The organism is Desulfitobacterium elongatum, from assembly GCF_055378975.1.
This window is the reverse complement of record NZ_AP038772.1, coordinates 4,740,691-4,760,850: the sequence shown is the minus strand read 5'-3', so window position 1 is coordinate 4,760,850 and position 20,160 is coordinate 4,740,691. Positions and strand designations below refer to the sequence as shown.

At 45.3% G+C, this 20,160-nt stretch carries 21 protein-coding genes; 20 read left to right on the top strand and 1 reads right to left on the bottom strand.

Annotation, left to right across the window (positions count from 1 at the left end):
- Positions 1-51: 51 nt before the first annotated feature.
- The 7 genes from cphA to ACZ42W_RS22345 all read left to right on the top strand — a co-directional run bounded on the left by cphA (position 52) and on the right by ACZ42W_RS22345 (position 8,320).
- Positions 52-2,706 (top strand): cyanophycin synthetase, encoded by a 2,655-nt coding sequence (gene cphA / locus ACZ42W_RS22375; protein WP_464167444.1) that lies wholly within the window; start codon positions 52-54, stop codon positions 2,704-2,706.
- A gap of 278 nt (positions 2,707-2,984) precedes the next feature.
- Positions 2,985-3,866, top strand: a complete 882-nt coding sequence (gene ispE / locus ACZ42W_RS22370; protein WP_464167443.1) for a 4-(cytidine 5'-diphospho)-2-C-methyl-D-erythritol kinase — start codon at positions 2,985-2,987, stop codon at positions 3,864-3,866.
- Positions 3,851-4,570 carry a GntR family transcriptional regulator gene (locus ACZ42W_RS22365; protein WP_464167442.1) on the top strand — a complete coding sequence of 240 codons (720 nt, stop codon included), beginning with the start codon at positions 3,851-3,853 and terminating at the stop codon, positions 4,568-4,570. The genes ispE and ACZ42W_RS22365 overlap by 16 nt, the downstream gene beginning before the upstream one ends.
- A 10-nt stretch (positions 4,571-4,580) precedes the next feature.
- Complete coding sequence (purR, locus tag ACZ42W_RS22360; RefSeq protein ID WP_464167441.1) at positions 4,581-5,396, top strand: pur operon repressor; 816 nt, start codon at positions 4,581-4,583, stop codon at positions 5,394-5,396.
- Between the two features lie 166 nt (positions 5,397-5,562).
- Complete coding sequence (spoVG, locus tag ACZ42W_RS22355) at positions 5,563-5,817, top strand: septation regulator SpoVG (RefSeq protein WP_464167440.1); 255 nt, start codon at positions 5,563-5,565, stop codon at positions 5,815-5,817.
- A gap of 185 nt (positions 5,818-6,002) precedes the next feature.
- On the top strand, positions 6,003-7,364 hold the full coding sequence (gene glmU / locus ACZ42W_RS22350) for a bifunctional UDP-N-acetylglucosamine diphosphorylase/glucosamine-1-phosphate N-acetyltransferase GlmU (protein ID WP_464167439.1): 1,362 nt from the start codon (positions 6,003-6,005) through the stop codon (positions 7,362-7,364).
- Between the two features lie 14 nt (positions 7,365-7,378).
- Entirely contained in the window at positions 7,379-8,320 is a 942-nt protein-coding gene (locus ACZ42W_RS22345) for a ribose-phosphate diphosphokinase (protein ID WP_464167438.1), read from the top strand.
- Positions 8,321-8,337: 17 nt separating this feature from the next.
- Here ACZ42W_RS22345 and ACZ42W_RS22340 read toward each other — a convergent pair whose 3' ends face one another.
- Positions 8,338-9,168: a PRC-barrel domain-containing protein gene (locus ACZ42W_RS22340; RefSeq protein WP_464167437.1), complete on the bottom strand. Its 831-nt coding sequence runs from the start codon at positions 9,166-9,168 to the stop codon at positions 8,338-8,340.
- A gap of 105 nt (positions 9,169-9,273) precedes the next feature.
- Between ACZ42W_RS22340 and pth the strand changes: the two genes are divergently transcribed.
- From pth to ACZ42W_RS22275, 13 genes are all read left to right on the top strand, one after another.
- Positions 9,274-9,831 (top strand): aminoacyl-tRNA hydrolase, encoded by a 558-nt coding sequence (pth, locus tag ACZ42W_RS22335; protein WP_464171143.1) that lies wholly within the window; start codon positions 9,274-9,276, stop codon positions 9,829-9,831.
- 54 nt (positions 9,832-9,885) lie between these two features.
- A complete protein-coding gene (locus ACZ42W_RS22330) occupies positions 9,886-10,062 on the top strand; it encodes a hypothetical protein (protein ID WP_464167436.1) in 177 nt (58 codons plus the stop codon).
- Between the two features lie 145 nt (positions 10,063-10,207).
- Complete coding sequence (gene mfd / locus ACZ42W_RS22325) at positions 10,208-13,753, top strand: transcription-repair coupling factor (RefSeq protein ID WP_464167435.1); 3,546 nt, start codon at positions 10,208-10,210, stop codon at positions 13,751-13,753.
- A gap of 38 nt (positions 13,754-13,791) precedes the next feature.
- Entirely contained in the window at positions 13,792-14,745 is a 954-nt protein-coding gene (locus ACZ42W_RS22320) for a peptidylprolyl isomerase (RefSeq protein WP_464167434.1), read from the top strand.
- A 251-nt stretch (positions 14,746-14,996) separates the two neighbouring features.
- Positions 14,997-15,545, top strand: coding sequence for a stage V sporulation protein T (gene spoVT, locus ACZ42W_RS22315; protein ID WP_464167433.1), 549 nt, complete (start codon positions 14,997-14,999; stop codon positions 15,543-15,545).
- Between the two features lie 273 nt (positions 15,546-15,818).
- Positions 15,819-17,285: a bifunctional methyltransferase/pyrophosphohydrolase YabN gene (yabN, locus tag ACZ42W_RS22310; protein ID WP_464167432.1), complete on the top strand. Its 1,467-nt coding sequence runs from the start codon at positions 15,819-15,821 to the stop codon at positions 17,283-17,285.
- A 75-nt stretch (positions 17,286-17,360) separates the two neighbouring features.
- Positions 17,361-17,636, top strand: coding sequence for an HU family DNA-binding protein (locus ACZ42W_RS22305; protein WP_464167431.1), 276 nt, complete (start codon positions 17,361-17,363; stop codon positions 17,634-17,636).
- A gap of 98 nt (positions 17,637-17,734) precedes the next feature.
- On the top strand, positions 17,735-18,010 hold the full coding sequence (locus ACZ42W_RS22300; protein WP_464167430.1) for an RNA-binding S4 domain-containing protein: 276 nt from the start codon (positions 17,735-17,737) through the stop codon (positions 18,008-18,010).
- Positions 18,011-18,133: 123 nt separating this feature from the next.
- Positions 18,134-18,406 carry a sporulation protein YabP gene (gene yabP / locus ACZ42W_RS22295; protein ID WP_464167429.1) on the top strand — a complete coding sequence of 91 codons (273 nt, stop codon included), beginning with the start codon at positions 18,134-18,136 and terminating at the stop codon, positions 18,404-18,406.
- Between the two features lie 29 nt (positions 18,407-18,435).
- On the top strand, positions 18,436-18,942 hold the full coding sequence (yabQ, locus tag ACZ42W_RS22290; protein ID WP_464171141.1) for a spore cortex biosynthesis protein YabQ: 507 nt from the start codon (positions 18,436-18,438) through the stop codon (positions 18,940-18,942).
- Positions 18,943-19,127: 185 nt separating this feature from the next.
- The gene (locus tag ACZ42W_RS22285; RefSeq protein ID WP_464167428.1) at positions 19,128-19,367 is read left to right on the top strand and encodes a sigma factor-like helix-turn-helix DNA-binding protein; all 240 of its coding nucleotides are present in this window, start codon (positions 19,128-19,130) and stop codon (positions 19,365-19,367) included.
- Positions 19,342-19,662, top strand: coding sequence for an FtsB family cell division protein (locus ACZ42W_RS22280; RefSeq protein ID WP_464167427.1), 321 nt, complete (start codon positions 19,342-19,344; stop codon positions 19,660-19,662). Before ACZ42W_RS22285 ends, ACZ42W_RS22280 begins: the two co-directional genes overlap by 26 nt.
- A 104-nt stretch (positions 19,663-19,766) precedes the next feature.
- On the top strand, positions 19,767-20,150 hold the full coding sequence (locus tag ACZ42W_RS22275; protein WP_464167426.1) for a S1 RNA-binding domain-containing protein: 384 nt from the start codon (positions 19,767-19,769) through the stop codon (positions 20,148-20,150).
- Positions 20,151-20,160: the final 10 nt, after the last annotated feature.

Sequence of the window (20,160 nt, the reverse complement as noted above, 5' to 3'; positions counted from 1 at the left end):
AACTAATACAGTGTACTTTTCTTGAAGGATAGAAGGAGGACTAATATCGCAATGGAGATACTCAAAATCCAGGCGATTCCGGGGGCCAATGTGTTTAGTTATCGCCCTGTTATCCGGGCCGTCGTGGATCTCCAGGAATGGACAGAAGTAACGAGCGACACTCTTGGAGACTTTAATACGCGTTTAGTTCAGTGTTTACCCACACTCTCGGATCACTTTTGTTCACGTGGGAGGCCGGGGGGATTTATCGAACGGCTAAAAGAGGGAACCTTAGTGGGACATATTATTGAGCATGTAACTATAGAACTTCTTACCTTGGCAGGTCAGAATATTCCTTACGGTAAAACCCTTTGTCTTCCGGAATATCCTGGGCAATATGAGATTATTTTTAATTACGATTCTGAAAAAGGTGGAATAGTAGGGTTCCAGCAGGGCTTTGAACTGGTGAATGAAGTCCTGGCAGGAAAAATTCCCATGGTTGAGAGTCGAGTTAAGCAGATAAAAAAAGTGATTATCGAAAATAGTTTGGGTTCATCGACTCAGGCGATCGTTGAAGCGGCTGAGGAGAGGGGTATTCCAGTGCAACGCTTAAATGATTGTAGCCTCTTACAATTGGGATATGGTCGGAATCAAAGAAGAGTGCAAGCCACGATGACGGATCGGACGAGTTGTATCGGAGTGGATATCGCAAGTGATAAGGACTTAACAAAAAAACTCTTACAAGAAGGGGGGCTTCCAGTTCCCCGAGGTTTCCTCGTTCGAAGCGAGGATGAAGCGGTTGAAGCCTTTCAGGAATTGGGTCACCCCGTGGTCGTCAAACCCTATAACGGAAATCATGGAAAAGGGGTAACCTTGAAGCTTGAGACAGAGATGGAAGTACGAACTGCTTTCCGAGTAGCGCAAGCCTATGGAGATCAGGTGCTTATCGAGAAGTACATTGAAGGGAAGAATTTCCGTACCCTTATCGTCGGTGGGAAAATGATTGCTGCTGCAGAGCGGATTCCAGCTCATGTCATTGGAGACGGGGTCTCTCGTATTGAGGAGCTTGTCGGACAAGTAAATTCCAACCCTGAACGAGGGGAGGATCACGAGAAGGCTCTTACTAAAATTAAAATCGACCCGGTCGTTCTAATGAGCTTAACACAAAAGAATCTCACCCTAAATTTTGTGCCTGCCAAAGGAGAAGTCGTCTATCTGCGTGATAGTGCTAATCTTAGTACTGGGGGAATCGCAGAAGATGTAACGGCATGGGTTCATCCAGATAATGCTCAGATGGCTGAATATGCTGCACGAATCGTTGGTTTAGATATTGCTGGTATTGATTTAGTTCTTAACGATATAAGGGTCTCCTTCAGAGAACAAGATGGTGCGATTATCGAGGTGAATGCCGCGCCCGGGATTCGAATGCACCATTCTCCTACGATTGGCAAATCGCTTGATGTGGGGAAAGCCATTGTGAACCAGATTATGCCTGCCGGGAATGGAAGGATTCCCATCATCGCCATCACCGGAACAAATGGGAAAACGACGACGACACGTATGATCGGGAAAATGCTTTCGGACCGTGACTTAACCGTTGGAATGACAACGACGGATGGCATTTATATCGGAGGTAAGCTACTCGTTGAAGGAGATACAACCGGGCCAGAAAGTGCTCAAACCGTTCTAAGGCATCCAGACGTTCAGGTAGCTGTCTTAGAAACAGCACGTGGAGGAATTTTGCGTTCGGGACTGGCTTATGATTATGCGGACGTTGCTGTAATTACGAATGTTGCCAATGATCACCTAGGGCAATATGGTATTGAAAACCTTGAGGATATAGCTCACGTCAAAAGTTTAGTCGCGGAGGTTGTTCGTCCACACAGTTATGTAGTTCTCAATGCAGATGATCCGCTAGTGGTACCTATGGCGCGTAAGACCAAAGGTAGAGTCATCTTCTTCAGTACAGAAAAGGATAATCTCACCATACGAAAACACTTAGCTTTGGGTGGAATGGCGCTTCTTGTCCGACGCGGAATGATCCTTATCTGTCAAGGCGATCATTCTTATAAGATTTGTGCGGTGAAACATCTTCCGGTGACTTGGGATGGAAAAGCTTTGCATAACTTGCAAAATGCCCTGGCTGCGATTGCAGTCGGGTGGTCTCTGGGGCTAACGGCGGAGGGTATTCGAGCATCGCTTGCCGAGTTTACTTCTGATTCAGAGTATAACCGAGGAAGGTTAAATCTTTATCAGGTTGGCGGGGTTCAAGTGTTTATTGACTACGGGCACAATGCGGCAGGAATTCGAGAAATAGCTAAGACCTTAAGGAAGTTCAAAGCACGTTCGGTGGTTGGGTGTATTACCGTGCCAGGGGATCGACCAGATGATACGATAAGAGAAGTGGCACGAGTTTCGGCCCAGGGCTTTCAGAGACTGATCATCCGTGAAGATGATGATTTAAGAGGACGCAAACCGGGTGAAGTCGCGGAAATCCTTCTGAATGAGGCCATTTCTGCGGGGATGGATCCTCGGAAGATTTCGGTTGTCCTTCCAGAGAGGGAAGCTTTTCAACATGGATTGGATACATGTAACCCAGGAGAAATCTTTGTCATGTTCTACGAAAATTTAGAGCCTATCGAAGAAGAGATCACGTTTCGACTCAATCAAGAGAAGAGAATGGCTTCAGAACGACCTCAAGAGGTAGCTTCCTTAGGGGCAGTCTGACATCAAATGAGGTTAACTGTGAGGGCTACCCGGAAGCAGAATTTGGGTAGCCCTTTGCTGTATAGAGTAGACAATCATGGCGCGTTACATCACCATCAGAAGATAAAAAGTTTTTGGAGTAGGGAATGGTCAAGAATGTTCCTTATATTGGGTCTTTTTCAGAGTGTCGAGTAGGTTAAAAGATTTTCCTGAAAATTCATCCGTGTACTAGTAGAAAAAAGCACTTATGGGGTATAATAAGAGAAAATATAACTCGAACGTTCGGAGAGGATTGAGTAATGAACAGGAATCAGGTCACAATGTTCGCCTATGCTAAAGTTAATTTAGCCTTAGCGATTACAGGGAGGCGGTCGGATGGGTACCATGAACTCCAGAGTGTAATGCAGTCTATAGGGCTACTTGATCGGATTACGATTTCTTTGACGGAGAGCGGAATCGAATGTTCCTGTGGAGAATTGAGCGGAGCAGAGAATCTCGCCTATCGGGCGGCTCAACTCTACCTGGAGGGATTAACTCAAACGAAGGGCATATCTATCAAGATTGAAAAGAATATCCCTGTTCAGGCTGGGTTAGCTGGGGGGAGTTCAGATGCAGCTGCTACCCTTCAAGCCCTTAATATTCTTTTTCTGAAGCCTTATTCTCGAGAACAGCTTCATGGAATCGCTGCACGACTTGGTGCTGATGTCGCTTTTTGTCTTGAGGGAGGGACCCAATGGGCTACCGGAGTGGGAGAGCGTCTACAGCATTTACCTGCTGCCCCGCGGATGGATTTGATCCTCATTAAGCCGAAGGAAGGGGTCAATACCGGAGAAGCTTATCGTGTTTTTGATGCAGAGGGTAAATGCACCCTACTCGATCATCAGACCTGGAAGGCCGCCTTGGAGTCTGGAAACGTTCAGAAAATCACCTCACTCCTGAGCAATGATCTAGAGCAAGCCTCAATAAAGATCTTACCTAAGATAGCCTGTATTAAGGAAGCCTTGCTAACGGAGATAGGGTGTCTAGGGGCACTGATGTCAGGAAGTGGCTCTGCAGTTTTTGGAATTATCAAATCGAGTGAGCTAGCAGAAGAGATTGCTATTCGGTTTAGAGAAAAGGGTTATGACGTTTGGGTAACTCAAACGATTGAAAGGGGAGCATACCAATGGAAAGAAAATTAGTACCTGTAAAGCTTGATAGTTACAAACCTTTAAGAGAGATTGTGTTCGAATCTCTTCGTGAAGCCATTATTTCGGGAGTTCTTGAACCTGCTGAGCGATTGATGGAGATTCAACTTGCGGAAGAGATGGGTGTGAGTCGTACTCCAGTTAGAGAAGCTATCCGTAAGTTGGAACTGGAAGGCTTTGTGGTTATGATTCCTCGTAAAGGCGCGTATGTCGCCGGAGTATCGCATAAGGATGTGGCCGATGTTTTTGAGATTCGTTCGGCGCTCGAGGGCTTAGCCGCGGGACTAGCAGCAGAACGAATCACCGATGAGGAGATCGAACAGATGGAGAGAATTCTCCTTTATCGTCAAGGGGAAGCAATGAACCTAGAAGAAATCGTGGAGTCGGATACGGACTTTCATGCCTTAGTCTATAAGGCCAGCCGAAATGAACGATTGATTCAGATTTTGGCGAATCTAAGAGAGCAAATTCAGCGTTTCCGGGCGACGTCCCTTGCTGTTCCAGGGCGGCTTAAGGATGCCATCGACGAACACCGCGGGATTGTTGAGGCTTTATCCCGCCATGATGTAGAAGAGGCTCAAGCCTTGGCAACGGCACATATCGTTACGGCTGAGAATGTAATGTTTGAGACCTTGCGTTTTACCAAAGAGACGGCTACGGATGAGAAAGAAACAAAAGAAAATTCAGAGAAGGAATAGGGGTTAGTCAGTGGATAAGATGAAACGTGCAGAGCGCATGGTAGCTGTGATGCAAGTATTGATGTCAAAACCCAATGCGTTGATTCCTCTGACGGTCTTAGCCGAACGGTTTGGAGCGGCAAAATCGACAATCAGTGAGGATTTGCTTGCGGTGAAGGAGAGTATGCGCTTAACAGGCCAGGGTCGGCTAGAGACCGTATCAGGCGCCGCAGGTGGAGTTCGGTATATTCCAGAAATCTCAGAAGAGGAGGCAGCGCGTTTCCTCTTAGAATTAGCAGGGCGGCTAAGTTCTCAGGACCGTGTCTTAGCAGGTGGTTTTCTCTATATGACAGATTTACTCTATGACCCGTCAATTTTAAGGCCACTAGGGCTCATTTTTGCGGGTGCTTTCCGCGAGAAAAAGCCAGATGTCGTCGTAACGATTGAGACGAAAGGGATTCCACTTGCCTTAGTCACAGCAGAAGCTCTCGGAGTACCTATGGTCATCATTCGTCATGGAAATAAAGTAACAGAGGGATCGGCTGTAAGTATTAACTATGTATCAGGTTCTTCCAAGCGGATTCAATCCATGTCACTAGGGCGTCGGACTTTAGAGCCAGGTAAACGGGTCTTGATGATTGATGATTTCATGAAAGCCGGAGGCACAGCTTTGGGGATGATGAACTTAATGAAGGAGTTTGAAGCCGATGTCGTCGGTTTTGGAGTCTTAATGGAGACATCTCATGAAAATGAACCTAAATTAGTCGATCACTATTTATCTCTTCTTCAACTTGGAGAACTAGATCCTTTCAATGGAATCGCGGTCGTCGTGCCCAAAAGGAGCTAACCTCATTTTGGGCCAAATTGGTCCTATTTCTTCGAAAATCAAAGGAATAAAACAGAATAAGGTAAACTTAAGAATTTTTTCTCATAAAAGAAGGAGTTTTTTACCATATAGAGAATATCTTTTGATAGAATCTTGCAGGTCGAAGGGAAGGGTGGTGATATTCATAATGAACATTACTGACGTCCGGGTTCGGAAAGTGAACGTTGAGGGTAAGATGAAGGCGGTTGTTTCTGTAACTTTCGACAATTCGTTTGTTGTACACGATGTAAAGGTCGTTGAAGGAACAAATGGTCTGTTTGTTGCTATGCCAAGTCGTAAAACTCCTGAAGGGGAGTTCCGTGACATAGCCCACCCTATCTCTTCTGCAGCTCGTGAAGTGATCCAGAGTGCAGTTTTAAAGGCTTATCAGGAAGCAATGTAACAAGAAATATACAGATACAGGAGGAGAGACCCTGATTAGGGTCTCTTTTACCTATACAAGAGGAAGATATTGAGATAGAATTAATTATAAAATAAAAAAGGAATTTTGCTGTTTTTTGACGAATAAGATTCTTTCGGGTATATCTAATGAATGAAGGTTAAACTATTGCTGGAGGCGAATGTAAAATGCCTAATTGGGCTGCTGTGATAATGGCTGCGGGAAAAGGGACTCGGATGAAATCAAAGCTGCCCAAAGTTATGCACGCGCTGGCTGGAAAACCAATGCTTCAACATGTATTAGATAGTGTAGGAACGATTCAATTGGGGCGTTCCCTGGTCATTCTAGGGCATGGTAGAGAGCAGATTGAGGAATGGATAGATGGCCGGGCTGAGATTGTTATTCAAGCAGAGCAATTAGGAACCGGACATGCCATGATGCAAGCAATTCCTCATTGTAATGAGGTTGAGAATATAATTGTTTTAAGTGGGGACCAACCCTTGATTCGCCCTGAAACGATCGAAACCTTGGTTAAGCTCCATTCAGAAGGTAAGGCGGCAGCGACTATTTTGACCGCTCGCTTCGAGAATCCGTTTGGGTTAGGGAGAGTTGTGAAAGACGGAGAAAAGTTCCTTCGGATCGTTGAAGAAAAGGATGCTACTTCTGAGGAACGCCAAATTCGGGAAATCAATACGGGAACCTATTGTTTCAATGTCGCAAAACTTAGAGAAGCCCTAAAGAAAATAACCCCTCAAAATGCTCAAGGGGAATACTACTTAACCGAAGTGTTTCAAATATTCCTTGCTCAAGGGGACGTTATCGCGACTCATTGTACAGAGGATGTCCATGAAGCTTTAGGAATTAACAGCAGAGCTCAACTCGCCCAAGCCGAGAAGGTGGTACGAGAAAGAATTCTTGCTTACTGGATGGAAGAAGGGGTTACGGTCATCGATCCAGGCTCTACCTTCATTGATGCAGAGGTTAAGTTAAGCCAAGATGTGATTCTGCAACCTTTTACGACCTTAAAAGGGAATACCCATGTAGAAGAGGATGCAATCATCGGTCCTCACACCACGTTGACAGACTGTAGCTGTGGGACGGGCTGTGAAGTCACACATACGGTCGGCAATAAAGCTATGATTGGAGCTCGTTGTACCGTAGGTCCCTTTGCATATCTACGCCCAGGTACGGTTCTCAAAGCAGGAGTTAAGGTCGGGGATTTTGTAGAAGTGAAAAATAGTGTAATTGGGGAAGGCTCTAAAATCCCACACTTAAGTTATGTAGGAGATTCCCACGTTGGGAAATCTGTTAATATCGGTGCAGGGACGATAACCTGCAATTATGATGGTGTCAATAAATACCCTACAAAAATTGGGGATAACGCTTTCATTGGGAGTAATACTAATCTTGTAGCTCCGGTAGAAATCGGAGAAGGAGCAGTGACAGGAGCCGGATCGACGATCTCGAAGAACGTTCCGTCGCATGCGTTAGCGGTTGAGCGCAGTGCCCAGAGGATTAAGGAAAACTGGGTTCGCAATAAGAAAAATTAGGGGGATAATTTGGAATGTCAGTCAAAGAGTTAAAAATCTTTTGCGGAAATGCCAACCGAGAACTAGCGGAAGAAATTGTTGACTATCTCGGGGTTCCGCTTGGAGAGGCCAAAGTAAAACGTTTTCAGGACGGGGAGATTACCATTGCGATTGATGAGAGTGTCCGAGGTGCGGACGTTTTCATTGTTCAGCCAACGTGCAGCCCGACCAATGATAACATTATGGAACTCTTGATTATGATTGATGCTTTAAAACGGGCTTCCGCTCGACGCATTACTCCAGTCATCCCCTATTATGGGTATGCTCGTCAAGAACGTAAATCCAAAGCCCGTGATCCGATTACAGCGAAGTTGATGGCCAATCTGATTACGACTGCAGGGGCAGATCGGATTGTGACGATGGATCTTCATGCTCCAGCGATTCAAGGTTTCTTCGATATTCCAGTGGATCACTTACCTGCGGTCCCGATTCTCGCAGAGTACTTTAGAAATAAAGAATTAGAAAATATTGTCGTGGTATCCCCTGATCATGGGGGAGTCCAACGAGCACGGAATCTTGCGGAGCGAATCGGAGCTCCACTTGCGATCATCGATAAGCGCCGTCCAGAGCCGAATGTGTCCGAAATTATGAATGTTATCGGGGATATTAAAGGCAAGCATGTGATTATGATCGATGACATTATTGATACAGCAGGGACAATCACACAAGGGGCACAAGCCTTAGTGGATCGTGGAGCGCTGGATGTCTATGCTTGTTGCACACATCCTGTCTTATCCGGTCCAGCACTTGATCGGCTGGAGAAGTCTGTAATTAAGGAAGTTGTCGTGACGAATACGATTCCTATGAATCCAGAACGAAAAATCCCCAAGATCACAGCACTCTCTGTCGCTCCCTTGCTTGGATCTGCGATCGTGCGTATCCATGAGGATCTTTCCGTAAGTAAACTTTTTAGCTAGTTAGGGTCCCCTGGGTATCATCCCAGGGGTTCTTTCGTCGACGGGGATTCTTTGTATTCCTCCTCGGTTTCTTGGGAAGCTAAGCCTACTTCTTCGCTGATTCTTGGCAGAGCCGCAGGGGTCGAAGTAGGAGAATTTGAAGCTTCAACGTTGGGATTCTCTAAGTTTTCTGCCTCAGCTAGTGTATTAGGTATGAAATCATTGTCTGCGATGGCTTTATCTTTACTTTTTTTATTGCCTATGGGCTTATCTTTTTTTAAGTATTTGCCTATAGCATGAGTTGTTCCCGTTGCTAGGTTCGAAGTGGAGTGAAGGATAGATTTAAAAGCATCATTGATTCCCTTGTCTACTGCGATTAGACTATTCTCGCAACCCTTTTCCGTTACGATAACATCTTGCCCGATCGTGGTGATATAATCGGCATCAAGTAAGGCTTTCCCATTGAGAAGTCCTTCGATTTTTCCTCCGGATATCTCTATTTGTTTGATTTTTCCGGTCTCTGGGTCAATATAATATTCCTCAACTACACCAAGCGTTTTTCCGCTTTGGGTGATGACCCGTGTTCCGATGACTGAGAGTTTTTCCTTGATGAGGTTTAAGATTTCCGGGAGGCTTGCTGATTTTTCGACATAGGCTCCTTTGTTGATCGTAATGGCATCATCCCCGACGCTCACAACTTTAGCATAGGGAATAATGCGCTGATCCTTGAAGAACCCCTTTGGGTCAATCACCAAAGCGGCGAGAGACTTGGATTGTGAGTCAATGACCAGGCTTTTTACATAACCGATATGCTGTCCTTCGCTTAGGGAGACGATCGGCAAGGATAAAAACTTTTTACTCGGTTTCAATCGTTATACCCCCTTATTTTCAATGAACACAAAAATTTGGGAAACATGCTAACATCAATGTATTCACGGGATGTCTTCAATATGCTTAGAGGAGTTGGAGTTTTGATGAAGCTTATAGCAGGTCTAGGAAATCCGGGGGGGCAATATGCTGAGACTCGTCACAATGTGGGCTTTTTACTTCTGGATAGTCTAGCGGAGGATCTGAAGTTAGATTTCCGGCCGAAGTTCCAAGGGTTGGTGGCGGAAACTCAGATTTTAGGAGAAAAAATTTATCTCCTTAAACCTCAGACCTTCATGAATTTAAGTGGTCGCTCCGTTCGAGAGTTGGCACAATTTTATAAGCTTCACCCCGAGGATATCCTCGTAGTCTATGATGATATGGATCTGCCCTTAGGACGTCTTCGCATGAGAACGTCAGGAAGTGCCGGGGGGCATAATGGGATAAAGTCCATGCTCGCTGAATTGGGGACAGAGGACTTCTGGAGGCTGAAGATCGGAATAGGCAGGCCTCCGGCTGGCTGGGATTCTGCACGATATGTACTGTCGTCGTTTGCTAAGGAGGAGCTACCTACGTTAGATGAAGTCCTTGATCGGGGGATTAAGGCTGTGACTCTTTGGGCCAAAGGGGATGGCAATAAAGCGATGAATGAGTTTAATCGGTAGGTGCGTGAATAACCCTCCACTTCCTAGGCAAACCTAGTCTTGGAGGTGTTTATCATGCTAGTAATGAAAGTCTGCCAGGCGTGCGATCAAATACTGGGTGAGCTTGAATTGGATGACTTGACCGAGGAACGCCCTGATTCTATAATAAATGTCGTTGGGAATGTGGCGTATGCCCTTTGCCCGGACTGTATGAGCGATCTGGAAGTGGCACATTATAGCAGGCTTCACTAAGCGTACATCCTTATAATGTAACGCCTTCGTTCGTAATCTCAGTCACAAACCAAAGATAATCCAGTCATTTTATGCATAAAGATAAGGATTAAGCATCAAGTGGGGGTCCTTTGCGGACGTTCATGTTTTCGTGCTGCCTGAAAGGATGAATTTTTTGAACACGCTAAGCCATTATTTACGGCTGGGCTTCGATGTCGAGGCGGTCGAAAAGGCGATTTCTAAGAAGGAATGGCCGCAAATGATTTACAATTTAGCTGGAAGTCAAAAACCAGCTTTTGTCGCTCAGCTTTTGAAGAAGGGGAGACCTGGTCTTATTCTCACCTATTCAGACGAGCTTGCGCAAAAGTGGGTGAATGATCTGCGCTCGTGGCTCCCCGAGGAGACGATTCTATATTTCCCGGCTACTGAGTGGATGCCCTATGAAGTTTTAGGGAAAAGCCGTGAAACGACGGCAGAGAGAATACGTGTACTCAGCCGTCTTGCCGAGGATAATCGTTGTACAGTTGTTGCGCCAATACTTGCGGTAGAACGTCGAATGTTTTCCTCTTCGCGCTGGCAGGAGTATACCTTAGAGTTGAAGCAAGGGGAGTCCTATGGGCTAGCAGATCTCTCGAAGAACCTCGTGACAGCAGGCTATGAGCGTCTCGATGTGGTCGAAGGGAAAGGGCAATTTGCGATTCGTGGAGGAATTTTGGATATATCCCCATTAGATGGGGAGCCTCTTCGAATCGAGTTTTTTGATGATGAAGTGGATTCCATTCGGATCTTTGATTTAGAGTCGCAGAAGTCGACGGGTTCTTTGCAAAGTGTAAGAATCTCACCCGTCCTCGAATATGTGGTTCGACCGGAGGAATTGGAGAAGCTGCGTTGGGAGGTTCGTGCACAAGCTAGGAAAGTAGCAGGACGGTTGAACCGAAGTGGACGCTCGGAAGCTGCAGAAAATGTCATGAGTAAGTCTCTACGCCTCGAAGAGCGGCTAAGCATGGGGATATTGGATGAGAACATCTATCCCTACTTAAGCCTCCTTCCTGAGCCTCTGAATCCTTTCTTCTCGTTACTTGCGAAGGATTGCCACGTTATTTTGGATGAACCGTTACGCTTGAAGGAACAACTTGACTTTCAGCAAAAGGAGCGTTTGGAGGAGTATACATACTCCTTGGAGAAAGGACAGGAGTTTGTTAGCCCTGAAGCTCAGTTTATTACCTATGAAGAAGTAATAAACTATGGAAATCCTCGGCCATTTATTCTTCTCTCGACTTTACCGCGCCAAATTCCTGGGGTATCTCCCAAACAAATCTTCAACTTAACCGCTCGACCTCTGACGGGATTCATGGGTAAAACAGGAATTCTTGTGGAGGAGATTGAGCACTGGCAAAACTCTGGCCATGTTGTCTCTCTTTTTGTAGGGGATGAGGAGCACGCTGAACGGATGATTCAGGGGTTAAGGGATCGGGGAGCGGTTGCGAGAAGACGGAAGTTAGGGGACCCCGTTCAGGAGGGTGGAGTTTTCATCTATGCCCACTCCATAGATCAAGGGTTTGAGCTCCCTGTCAGTAAACTAGTCATCCTAAGTGAAGCTGAGATTTATAAACGCGAACGAAAGGCTCCCGTTAAACGCCAGAAGCCCCCAGAGAAGAAGGTTAAGCGGTTACAGTTCGCTGATCTTAAGCCAGGTGATTTTGTCGTCCATGTCCATCATGGTATAGGTCAGTTCCTGGGAATTGAACGGATTTCCGTAAGTGGTAATGAGAAGGATTACTTTTCGGTAAAATACGCTGGGCAGGATAAGCTTTATGTGCCTCTCGATCAATTAAATCTTTTGCAGAAATACTTGGGAAGTGATGCAGAAACTCTTCCAAAGTTGTATAAGCTCGGAGGCTCAGAGTGGAAAAAGGTTAAGACCAAGGCAAAAAGTGCAATCAAGGAAATGGCGATCGATCTCGTAAAACTCTATGCTCAGCGAGAGGCGATGAAAGGGTATGCGTTCTCTCCTGATAATGTCTGGCAGCAGGAGTTTGAGGAGAAATTTCCCTATCAGGAAACACCCGATCAGCTGCAGAGCATCATCGAAGTGAAGCAAGATATGATGCGAGCTCGTCCGATGGACCGGCTATTGTGCGGGGATGTGGGGTATGGAAAGACAGAGGTAGCGCTTCGAGCGGGCTTTAAGGCGGTTATGGATAGTAAGCAAGTTGCCGTTTTGGTTCCGACGACAATTCTTGCCCAACAGCATTTTAATACATTTCGGGAGCGCTTCATGGGATACCCGATAACCATTGAGATGCTGAGTCGTTTTCGATCAGCTAAAGAGCAGAAGGCGATCCTCCAAGGACTGAAGGAGGGTACAGTCGATGTCGTGGTCGGTACGCATAAACTCGTTTCGGAAGCGGTGAGGTTTAAGGAGCTAGGACTTCTAATCATCGATGAGGAACAGCGCTTTGGGGTTGCCCATAAAGAGAAGCTTAAAACCCTTAAGGCAAATGTCGATGTCTTGACTCTATCGGCAACACCGATTCCTCGGACTTTACACATGTCCTTAGTTGGAGTTCGGGATATGAGTATCATTGAGACTCCACCGGAGGATCGCTTTCCTGTCCAAACGTATGTTGCAGAGTTTCGTCCTGATGTCGCTCGGGAGGCTATTCGACGGGAAATCCAACGGGGAGGCCAGGTGTTTTTCGTCCATAACCGAGTCGAGGATATGGATCAGGTCGTGCATTTCTTAAGTCAGCTTGTCCCAGAGGCTCGGTATGGAATCGCGCATGGACAAATGGGTGAGAGAGAATTGGAAAAAGAGATGCTTGCTTTCCTGGAGCACGAAAGTGATGTCCTCGTTTGTACGACGATCATCGAGACCGGCTTGGATATGCCCAATGTGAATACGTTGATTATCGATGAATCGGATCGGTTAGGGCTTGGGCAGCTTTATCAATTGCGCGGTCGTGTTGGACGTTCGAATCGAAAAGCCTATGCCTACTTTCTTTATAAACCGCAAAAGGTTCTTACCGAGGTCGCAGAAAAGCGCTTAGCCGCGATACGAGAATTCACGGAGTTTGGTTCGGGTCTCAAGATCGCGATGAGGGATTTGGAGATCCGGGGGGCAGGAAATTTGATTGGAGCACAACAGCATGGGCATTTAGCAGCCTTAGGGTTCGAGCTCTACAGCCAGATGCTTAAAGAAGCAGTACAGGAACTGAAAGGGGAGAAGGTCGAGGAGAAAATCGAGACAAGTATCGAGGTTCAAGTTGATGCCTTTCTGCCCGATCAATATATTGGAGAACGTCAGTTGAAGGCCTCTCTCTATCAACGTATGATCATGATCGAGAATGAAGAGGAATTGAGTGAAATGCTCGATGAGCTCATAGACCGATTCGGAACTCCTCCGCGAGAGGTTGAAAACTTACTTAAGATTATTCGAATAAAATGGCTCTCAGCTGTACTCAAGATTGAACAGATTCAACAAGCGAAACAACAGGTAGTATTGCGCTTTGCAACGGATCCCGGCTTAACAGGCGAAAAGCTTATGAGTGTTGCTTCAGCATCTCCGTTCCCTGTGTCTTTTGGAACCACAGGAACTGGAAACTTGGAGATAAAGGTTCGGCTCCGATCCGTCGTTCAGGAGGAAATTTTAGAGGCCATTCATCGCGTATTAATGGTATTTAATGGTATTGATTCGGGGACAACACCCTGATATAATGGCATTTGATGGATATGAAAGGGTGTGACAAGATGAAGATTTTCCGGAATGGATTGATTGCCGGAATCTTAGTACTAACTTTAGGATTAACAGGATGCTCCTCCTTGGGTGGGGAAAAATGGGTTGCCAAAGTGAATGGGCAAGCTATCACAGAGGCCGATTTTAATAGCCGTTTCTCAGATGTTCAGAAGACCTACGAGGGCATGGGGATGAGCTTTGATACGGATCAAGGGAAACAGGCTCTAGCTCAGGTTAAAAGCGAGGTCCTCGAAGGCATGATCGCTTCTAAATTAGTCATTCAAGAAGTTAAGAATCTTAACCTCAATTTAGATGATCCTAAGATTAAGGAACAAGAAGATCAAATCAAGAAGATGGTTGGGGATGAGACACAATACCAAGAATGGCTTAAACAACAGGCCATGACCCAGGAAGAAGTAAGAAATTACTTTGCTTTATCGGCTAAAGTAGCTGAAGGAGTAACTGTATCTGATGAGCAAGTAAAAACCTTCTTTGATAGCCATCAGGAGCAGTACGGGGGACAACCCGAACAGGTAAAAGCGCGCCATATCCTTGTCGCGACAGAACCAGAAGCAACAGATATTATCGCACAGTTACAAAAGGGAGCTAACTTCGAGCAACTGGCTAAGGATAAATCCACTGAATCAGGAGCCAAAGATTCAGGTGGAGATTTAGGGTATTTTACAAAGGGTAAGATGGTCCCAGAATTTGAGAAGGCAGCCTTTGCACAAAAAGTGGGAACATATTCCACCACGCCTGTCAAGACAGAGTTCGGTTACCATGTCATTTTGGTCGAAGATCATAAACAAGGAACCCAAGCTGACTTTACTAAGGTGAAAGAGCAAGTAGCACAGGATGCCTTAGCTGATGCCAAGGCACAAAAGTTTGAAGCCTATTATACAGACTTACGGACTAAAGCCGAAGCAAATATCGAGTATGCTAAAGAGTATAAACCAGCAACTAAATAAGGTGCTTTCTGAGGGGATTTGCCGACAGGTAAGTCTCCTTTATTTTATATTTAACTCATATCTTTGGAAAAAAATGAATAATAGAGATTCACCAGATATATACTATCAATGAAGTTAAAGACAACGCAAAATTTTCCACAGGCAGGATGTCCAATTGTCAGGATAACCCTTAGATTGTGGTCTTGCCGTGTCTGTAACGGCCGTTAAAAGCCAAGTGGCTCGTAAACGACTTTAAGGAGGGAAGAGCGTCCATGAAAGCAACAGGCATCGTAAGAAGAATTGATGATCTCGGTCGTGTTGTTATCCCCAAGGAAATTCGTCGGACACTTCGTATACGTGAGGGAGATCCCTTGGAGATTTTCGTCGATCGGGAAGGGGAAGTGATACTGAAAAAGTACTCCCCCATTGGCGAACTCGGCGAATTTGCCAAAGAGTATGCCGATTCCCTCTATGAGGCAACAGGTCATATTGCTTGTATAGCGGATCGAGACGTTATCATAGCCGTTTCAGGGGCTTCGAAAAAGGAATATTTAAATAAGGCGATTTGGGCGAGTATCGAACAGTCTATGTCCGATCGCAAAACAATCCAGCTCAAAGCCGGAGACACCGGAGCGAAGATGGATGAGGATGATGAGCAAGGGAAATTGACGAATCAAGTGGTTGCTCCGATTATTGCTGAAGGAGATCCCATTGGAGCGGTTATCCTAATGTCCAAAGACCCGAATATCAAAATGGGTGATTTGGAATTGAAATTGGTAGAGACGGCTGCGGGATTTCTAGCAAAACAAATGGAACAGTAAATCCATGGGGATAACCCCTAGGCTAAAATTAAAGCGGTGCTGCCGCTTTAATTTTTTTTCGCATATCAGTAAGTATTTTATTCAAGGTGCATAACACAAAAGCTAAAGCGCGATAAGTCGCACTGTGACTTATCGAGGGCTTTTGCCGGTGTATGAAGACCAACCAAGTGCGAAGACAGCATCTTAACAAGTGCGAAAACAGTGTTTTCGGGAGGAAGGCAAAGTTTTGTTTATAATTGCTTTATGATACAATAGCCCCCAGGAGGGATGCCGATGAAAAGTACTTTATACGTTTTGGGTTTGGGACCAGCAGGTCTTGGGTCTATGACGCTAGGAGACTATCAGCTGCTCAAGAAGGCTCATCGAATCTTTTTTCGGACGATCAATCACCCCTGTGCTCAGGATTTGCTTGAAGAGGGAATTCAAGCTGAATCCTTCGATGCGCTCTATGAGCAAGAGGGTTCGTTTGAAGCTGTATATGAGGGGATTGTTACCCGTTTAGGACGAGAATTAGAGGAATTTCCAGAGGTTGTATATGCTGTTCCAGGACATCCGTCGGTTGCGGAGAAAAGTGTTCAGCTCATTGTGGACAAGCTTTCTTCACGATTTGAGGTTAAGATTCGTCCGGCCTTAAGCTTCTTGGATCCACTCTTTTCTGCAATTCCTTTTGACCCTGTGGAAGGGTTTTTACTCCGGAATTATGATGCACTGAAGGGAAGCGGGATTACTGGCCAGGAGTGGCTCGTTATTCCACAGGTCTATAATTCTTTTATTGCCTCAGAAGTTAAATTGGACTTAATGGAGGTCTATCCTGATGATGCTCTGGTATATGTCGTTCAGGCACTAGGCACCACCCAGCAGAACGTTTTCAAGAGTTTGCTCTATGAGCTTGACCATCAGGAATTCGACCACTTGACTACCGTAATAGTTCCCCCTCATTCTGAAGCGATTTCAATAACGAAACTAACGGGTATTATGAGTAAGCTTCGGAGCCCTGAGGGATGCCCCTGGGATCAAGAGCAGACCCATGATTCCCTTAAACCGTGTTTGATTGAGGAAAGTTATGAAGTTTTAGAAGCCATTGAAGCGAAGGATATGTATAATTTAGCAGAAGAGTTGGGAGACTTATTATTACAAGTAGTATTCCATGCTCAGGTTGCACAGGAGTCAGGAGACTTCGAGTTCCATGATGTGTTGAGAGAGATTATACATAAGTTGATTCGTCGGCATCCTCATGTGTTCGGGGATGTTCAGGTGAATAACTCCGCCGAGGTGGTTAGGAACTGGGATCAAATTAAAAAAGAAGAAAAAAGCGATCAAGAACGGAAAAATAGCTTATTTGAATTCCCGCGTGGACTGCCTGCTTTAATGTTGGCGGCGAAGACTCAAAAAAAAGTGGGCAAAGTTGGCTTTGATTGGCCTGATCTCCAAGGTCCCTTTGCAAAGGTCTATGAAGAATTGAAAGAATTAGAAGAGGCCATTGCAGAGAAGAAGGGGATTCAGGAAGAATTCGGGGACACTCTTTTTGCCTTAGTCAATCTATCACGGTTCTTAAAGTTAGATCCTGAAGAGTCTCTACGGAGGACAGTTCGAAAGTTTCAGACTAGGTTTATGAAAATGTCGGAACTTGCCCTGCTCGATGGAAAAGAACTTGAGAATTTATCACTCGAACAGATGGATCATTATTGGGAAATGGCTAAAATTATAGAAAAAAGTGAAGAGATTAGCGACAATCTATAAATAAAAGCAGGAGTTTGGTCATTTATCGCGAAATATAACGCGGAATACTCAATACATATTTGGGAGGGAATCGTTTTGAACAAGGCTGATTTAGTAGCCGCTGTCGCAGAAAAAGCGGATGTATCCAAGAAAGATGCTGAGAAAGCAGTCAATGCAGTGTTTGCTTCGATCGAAGAGGCATTGGCAAAAAGTGAGAAGGTTCAACTTGTAGGGTTTGGTACCTTCGAAGTGAAAGACCGTGCTGAGCGTACCGGCAGAAATCCTCAAACCAAAGAAACCATCGTTATTCCGGCTTCTAAGGTTCCAGGCTTTAAAGCAGGTAAAGCGTTAAAGGACGCTGTTCAAAAATAAAGGAACAAAAAAGATGACTCGGAAATCAGGTTCTTTAGAGCCTGATTTCTCTTTTTTCGGCTTATGAGGACTCTATAATCTAAAGGTTGGGATTTGCTATGCGCATTGATAAGTATTTAAAAGTCTCACGGTTAATTAAGCGGCGAACGGTCGCTAAGGATATTTGCGAAGGGGAAAAGATTCGACTCAATGGTCGGATCGCGAAGCCTTCAGCTGATGTGAACCCTGGGGATATCGTAACCCTGGAGATGGCTAGGCACCTCTTAGAGGTTCGAGTTGTTTCTACACCAAATAGTGTCAAGGCGAATGAGGCCCATTTGCTTTATGAGGTTTTGCGAGATGAGAAGAAGAGTATGCCTGAGGAGGAGCTATAGAGCTCCGGTGATATGAAGAGCCTTAATGGCTCTTTTTTCTTTGCCCTTCTAGCGGTAAAGTCTAAATTTCCCCCTCCGAGAATATGGTTTAAGAAGAAATGGAAGATAGGGGGGCTGGATAGCATGGAAAAAAATAAGGAAAAAATGCACCGGCTAACCATGGATAACCGGGAATTTCTTTCTCTATCCGGTGTATCGAAGGTTCAGTCGTTCGACCCTAAGGAGATTTTGCTTGAGACGATCCAAGGAGTTTTAACTATCAAGGGGGAGAAGTTAGCGATCAAGCATCTCGATCTCAAGGAGGGGCAGGTTGAAGTCGAGGGGCATGTCGATGCATTAATCTACCCACGGCATTCTGGTTCACGACAAAATCTATGGGGGAAAATTTTCCGCTAGACTTCTGGAGCTGAAGGGAGGGAGAGGATATTTCTGAATTTCAAGCTTTAATATGGGTACTATTAGCCGGCGTTGCTATCGGCTTTATTTTCGATTTTTACCGTTCTCTTCGGAAATGGATGGGATGGGGGAAATTTGCAACCTTTATTGGAGATCTTCTTTTTTCTGTCGCCGCTTTAGCCCTTCTCTTTCGATTCTTTTTACGAGCCAATGCGTTAGATCTACGCTTCTATATCCTTTGGGGGAGTGTCTTGGGCCTCTTCCTGTACATGCGAGTTTTAAGCAGGGCAACCCTCTGGCTTTTTTTCAAGTTATACTTGTTGATCGAGAATTTAGTGTGGTTGATTCTGGAGGGGCTGAAAATTCCGGTCAAAGGTGTAATTCTCTTAATGCGTCCTCCTTATGCTTTTTTACGTTGGTTTAGTCTATTAGTTTTTCGCATAGTGGAGACTCTTTTAGCAGAACCTGTTTGGAGAGTGCGAAAAAAAATACTCAGCCTTTGGGATCGTCTCTTTCCGCCTAGGACTAATGGGTAAATTTTCCTAGAAAGGATTGATTCTATAGGATTCTCTCTGTATAATGAAGATGTCCACAGTTTGTAGGTTGGTTGTACTCATTTTGTCCATAGTTTGTCCACAGCTTATCAACAGATTGTGCATAACTTTTAGGACTGTGGATAAAAGGAGACTTACGATAATTTGGTTAAGCTAGGGTGTATGCTGTGCATTTAGAGATTCGGGGTCTAGAGAAGTTAAGCTTTAGAGAACGCCAGGCGGTCGTCTTGAAGGAAAGCGGAAAGTCCCAAGAGCAGATCGCGAAGAAGTTGCATCTCAGCCCCAGTTCAGTGGCAACCCTGCTTAATCGTGCCAAGGGAAAAGGGTATGAGATTGTGTGCATTATACCGGAGGCTGAATTTGGCCTAGGAGGGAACGAATTTGACGAAGAGGATCCGGACAGTTAAAGAGCCCCAGCCCAAAGCTGGACGGCGTCGCTTTCGACTCCTCCGGCCGATTTTACTAATGTTCTTTACTACCCTATTCGTTAGCTCGGGTTGGCAACTCTATCAGCTCCATAGCGAGGTCACACAAGACATCGCTAGCCTGAATGAGGAAAAGTCAAACTTGCTCAACGAAAAGAAGGATTTAGAAGATAAAATCGTTCAATTGAACACCCCAAGTTATATCGAGCAACTGGCTCGTGAACAATTAGGGTTAGTTCGCAAAGGAGAAATTCGTATTGCCCCCAAAAAGCAGTAAAAATTTGTAAGGCATGTAGAGGTCTGTCATCTTGACAGTCCTCTAAGCAGGCGGATATAATAAAAGTAATATGTTATATCATCACAAGGAGGAGTTTGCTTCGTATGGCCATTGCGGTTGGCAGCATTGTTGAGGGTGTGGTGACGGGAATCACCAATTTTGGAGCTTTTGTAGAGCTGCCTGATAAGATCACTGGGCTTGTGCATATCTCGGAAGTTGCGGATGCGTATGTGAAGGATGTCAGGGATTATTTAAAAGAGCAAGATCGAGTAAAAGTCAAAGTGATTCACGTTGATGAAAAAGGTAAAATTGGGCTATCGATTAAGCAGGCTAACCCAACTGTTAGAAGAGAAAGGGAACGCCGAGTGCCAACTGTCTCCTTCGAGGACAAACTGGCTAAGTTTATCAAAGATAGTGATGAGCGGCAACTGGAATTCCGTCGTGCTACTGAATCCAAACGTGGAGGGCGTGGCTCGAGTCGGTATTAGAAATAGCTGT